Below are 3,190 nucleotides of genomic sequence, written 5' to 3'. Positions count from 1 at the left end.
GCGCTGTGCTCGTGCGCTCCTACGGAAAAGTATTCCGAATCAGATAGCTGTTGTTTTGTTGGATGAAAGCTGCCGAAGGCTGCGAATCGATTTCCATGACACTCCGCTTCGCAGCCTTCGGCAGCTCCTACAGGGATATGCGTCTGTACATGACCATTCGGCAGCTTGAGTTTTCGATACCCGGCCCTTTTACGGCATACTCGGTGTCTCTGGAGACCCATGAAGCATGCTCGAGCCACTCAACACCCGTGTCGAAGTCTGTTACCAACAAGCCGAAGCCTTTTTCAAACGCCCTTTCACACGCCCGGTAGTCAGCCTCAAGCTGCGCGGCCAGAAAGCCGGTGTCGCGCATTTGCATGACAATATGCTGCGCTTCAACCCACAGTTGTACCGGGAAAACAGTGAAGACTTTCTGCGCCAGACAGTTGCCCACGAAGTCGCACACCTGATCGCCCACCAATTGTTCGGTGACCGCATCCAGCCTCATGGCGAGGAATGGCAACTGATCATGCGTGGCGTCTACGAATTGCCGCCCAACCGCTGTCACACCTACGCCGTCCAGCGCCGCAGCGTGACGCGCTACATCTACCGCTGCCCGTGCCCGGGAAGCGAATTCCCGTTCTCCGCCCAACGTCACCAGATGGTCCGCAAAGGTCGCCGCTACCTGTGCCGCAGTTGCCGGGAAACGTTAGTGTTCAGTGGTGAGACGCGGGTGGTGTGAGGTTCTACGGGACATGCACCGATACCTGGTATTGCGCAGTCCCTGTGGGAGCGTGGCTTGCCCGCGATAAGGGCGACCCGGTATAAGCGGCAGACACATTCTGGCAAGCAATCCCACTCCTCTACTCGAAAGCCTGGTCTAGCTTTTGGGTCTCGTAAGGTAGAAAGGCAGTGGAATGCTATCAACCCGTCAGTCTCGCCAGCTTCGCGTGGGCCGATACAGTGAAAGCGGTCGAATTTATCTAATCACGTCCAATACTCGAGATCGTCAGCCGATATTTGGCGATCTGAGGATAGGACGTCTTGTGGCCCGTCAGTTCATGGAAGCCGAGCGCGACGGTCTTGTCCAATCGCTGGCATGGGTAGTGATGCCTGACCATTTCCACTGGTTACTCGAACTGAAGAGTGGTTCATTGAGTCAGGCAGTCGGGCGTACAAAGTCCCTGACCTGCGCAACGGTAAATGCTGCACAAGGGCGCACGGGCAGTATATGGCAGCAAGGTTTTCATGACCGTGCCGTTCGACGTGATGAGGATCTAAAGGCGTTGGCGCGCTATGTCGTGATGAACCCGGTGCGCGCAGGCCTGGTCAAGCGTATTGGTAATTATCCGCTTTGGGACGCTGTCTGGATTTAGTTGCCCCTAAGACCGAGTCGTCCTTATCGCGGGCAAGCCACGCTCCCACAGATCCCACTTCGTCAAATTAGCTTGCGGGCACGTATCCGCCTGCTGAAGATAGTGGCGGCTAGCCGCCAGTCCATAAAAAAACCCATCCGAAGATGGGTTTTTTCATTCACGCGGCCTGTAGTTAGACAGGCTTGCGCGTCGGGATCGGGCGGGTCAGTGGCTCTTCAGCCAGTTCAGCAACACCCAGATCATCCACTGGAGCGGTGTTGTCGATACTGCGGCCACCGGACGCCAGCTCGGTTTGCAGCTTGTCGGTGTCCAGCTCGCCAACCCACTTGGCGACCACGACGGTGGCAACAGCGTTACCCACCAGGTTGGTCAGTGCGCGGGCTTCGGACATGAAGCGATCGATTCCGAGAATCAGCGCCAGACCGGCAACCGGCAGGTGGCCGACAGCCGACAGGGTTGCAGCCAGTACGATAAAGCCGCTACCGGTCACGCCAGCAGCACCTTTGGACGACAGCAGCAGAACCAGCAGCAGGGTGATCTGGTGCGTGATGTCCATGTGAGTGTTGGTCGCCTGAGCGATGAACACTGCAGCCATGGTCAGGTAGATCGACGTACCGTCCAGATTGAACGAGTAGCCAGTCGGGATCACCAGACCTACTACCGATTTCTGTGCACCCAGGCGTTCCATCTTGATCAGCATGCGAGGCAGTGCCGATTCCGAAGAGGAAGTACCCAGTACGATCAACAGCTCTTCACGGATGTAGCGGATCAGCTTGAGAACGCTGAAGCCGTGAGCGCGGCAGATGCCGCCCAGTACGATCAGCACGAACAGTGCGCAAGTGATGTAGAAGCAGATCATCAGCTGACCCAACTGCACCAGCGAGCTCACACCGTAAGCACCGATGGTGAACGCCATGGCACCGAAGGCACCGATAGGCGCGAGCTTCATGATCATGTTGATGATATTGAACATCACGTGGGCGAAGCGATCAATGAAGTCCAGAACCGGCTTGCCGTAAGCACCCAGGCGATGCAGCGCGAAGCCGAAGATCACCGAGAACATCAGGACTTGCAGGATATCGCCGTTAGCGAAGGCGCCAACGATGGTGTTCGGGATTACGTTAAGCAGGAAGCCAACGATGCTCTGGTCAGCGCCTGCACTGACGTAGGCAGCGATTTTGGACGCATCCAGCGTGCTCACGTCGATGTTCATGCCGGCACCCGGCTGAACCACGTTGACCACGATCAGACCGATCAGCAGGGCAATGGTCGATACGATTTCGAAGTACAGCAGCGCGTAGCCGCCAGTCTTGCCTACCGACTTCATGTTCTGCATGCCAGCGATACCGCTAACCACAGTACAGAAGATGATCGGGGCAATGACCATTTTGATCAGTTTGATAAACCCGTCGCCCAGCGGCTTCAGAGCCTTGCCGGTGTCAGGATAGAAGTGGCCGATAAGAATACCGATCACGATTGCTACGATGACCTGGAAATACAGGGATTTGTAAATCGGCTGACGAGTCGTCATGAAATCATCCTCAAGGGCGTTGTCGGCACCATTCATGTGATGCGCGCAATGCCTAACGAGCTAACCCTCCTGCAACTGGAGGGATTTGTTTTGTCGAGCTGCACGAGGCAGACCTCTTATCTGTATCGCAAGGCTCGTGCCACTTTTGAGAAACACGCTGAACAGCATGTAAAACGGTGTGTTGGAGTTTAGTCGGGGTTTGAGCATCCGCTCAGAGTGGCGGATTTCCGCCGATTAGCGGAAGAAAATCAGGAAGAGTGGCGGGTATCCGCCGATCCGCCATCAGATCGCCACCCCATGACTT

At 56.1% G+C, this 3,190-nt stretch carries 3 protein-coding genes; 2 read left to right on the top strand and 1 reads right to left on the bottom strand.

What is annotated here, in order from left to right; translation table 11 throughout:
* Positions 1-226: 226 nt before the first annotated feature.
* Positions 227-721, top strand: coding sequence for a SprT family zinc-dependent metalloprotease (locus H8S59_RS26620; RefSeq protein WP_027901851.1), 495 nt, complete (start codon positions 227-229; stop codon positions 719-721).
* Positions 722-896: 175 nt separating this feature from the next.
* Positions 897-1,355 (top strand): REP-associated tyrosine transposase, encoded by a 459-nt coding sequence (locus tag H8S59_RS26615; protein ID WP_122394531.1) that lies wholly within the window; start codon positions 897-899, stop codon positions 1,353-1,355.
* 172 nt (positions 1,356-1,527) lie between these two features.
* Here H8S59_RS26615 and H8S59_RS26610 read toward each other — a convergent pair whose 3' ends face one another.
* On the bottom strand, positions 1,528-2,886 hold the full coding sequence (locus H8S59_RS26610) for a dicarboxylate/amino acid:cation symporter (RefSeq protein WP_095095210.1): 1,359 nt from the start codon (positions 2,884-2,886) through the stop codon (positions 1,528-1,530).
* Positions 2,887-3,190 lie beyond the last annotated feature (304 nt).

The organism is Pseudomonas folii, from assembly GCF_014357575.1.
GTDB classification, from domain to species: Bacteria; Pseudomonadota; Gammaproteobacteria; order Pseudomonadales; family Pseudomonadaceae; genus Aquipseudomonas; species Aquipseudomonas folii.
The sequence above is the reverse complement of the archived record's forward strand: the minus strand, read 5'-3'. Positions and strand labels throughout refer to the sequence as shown.

Excerpts from the sequence above, each read along its gene's own strand:
- H8S59_RS26620 (WP_027901851.1), top strand. The coding sequence starts at position 227 with ATGCTCGAGCCACTCAACACCCGTGTCGAAGTCTGTTACCAACAAGCC.
- H8S59_RS26615 (WP_122394531.1), top strand. The coding sequence starts at position 897 with ATGCTATCAACCCGTCAGTCTCGCCAGCTTCGCGTGGGCCGATACAGT.
- H8S59_RS26610 (WP_095095210.1), bottom strand. The coding sequence starts at position 2,886 with ATGACGACTCGTCAGCCGATTTACAAATCCCTGTATTTCCAGGTCATC.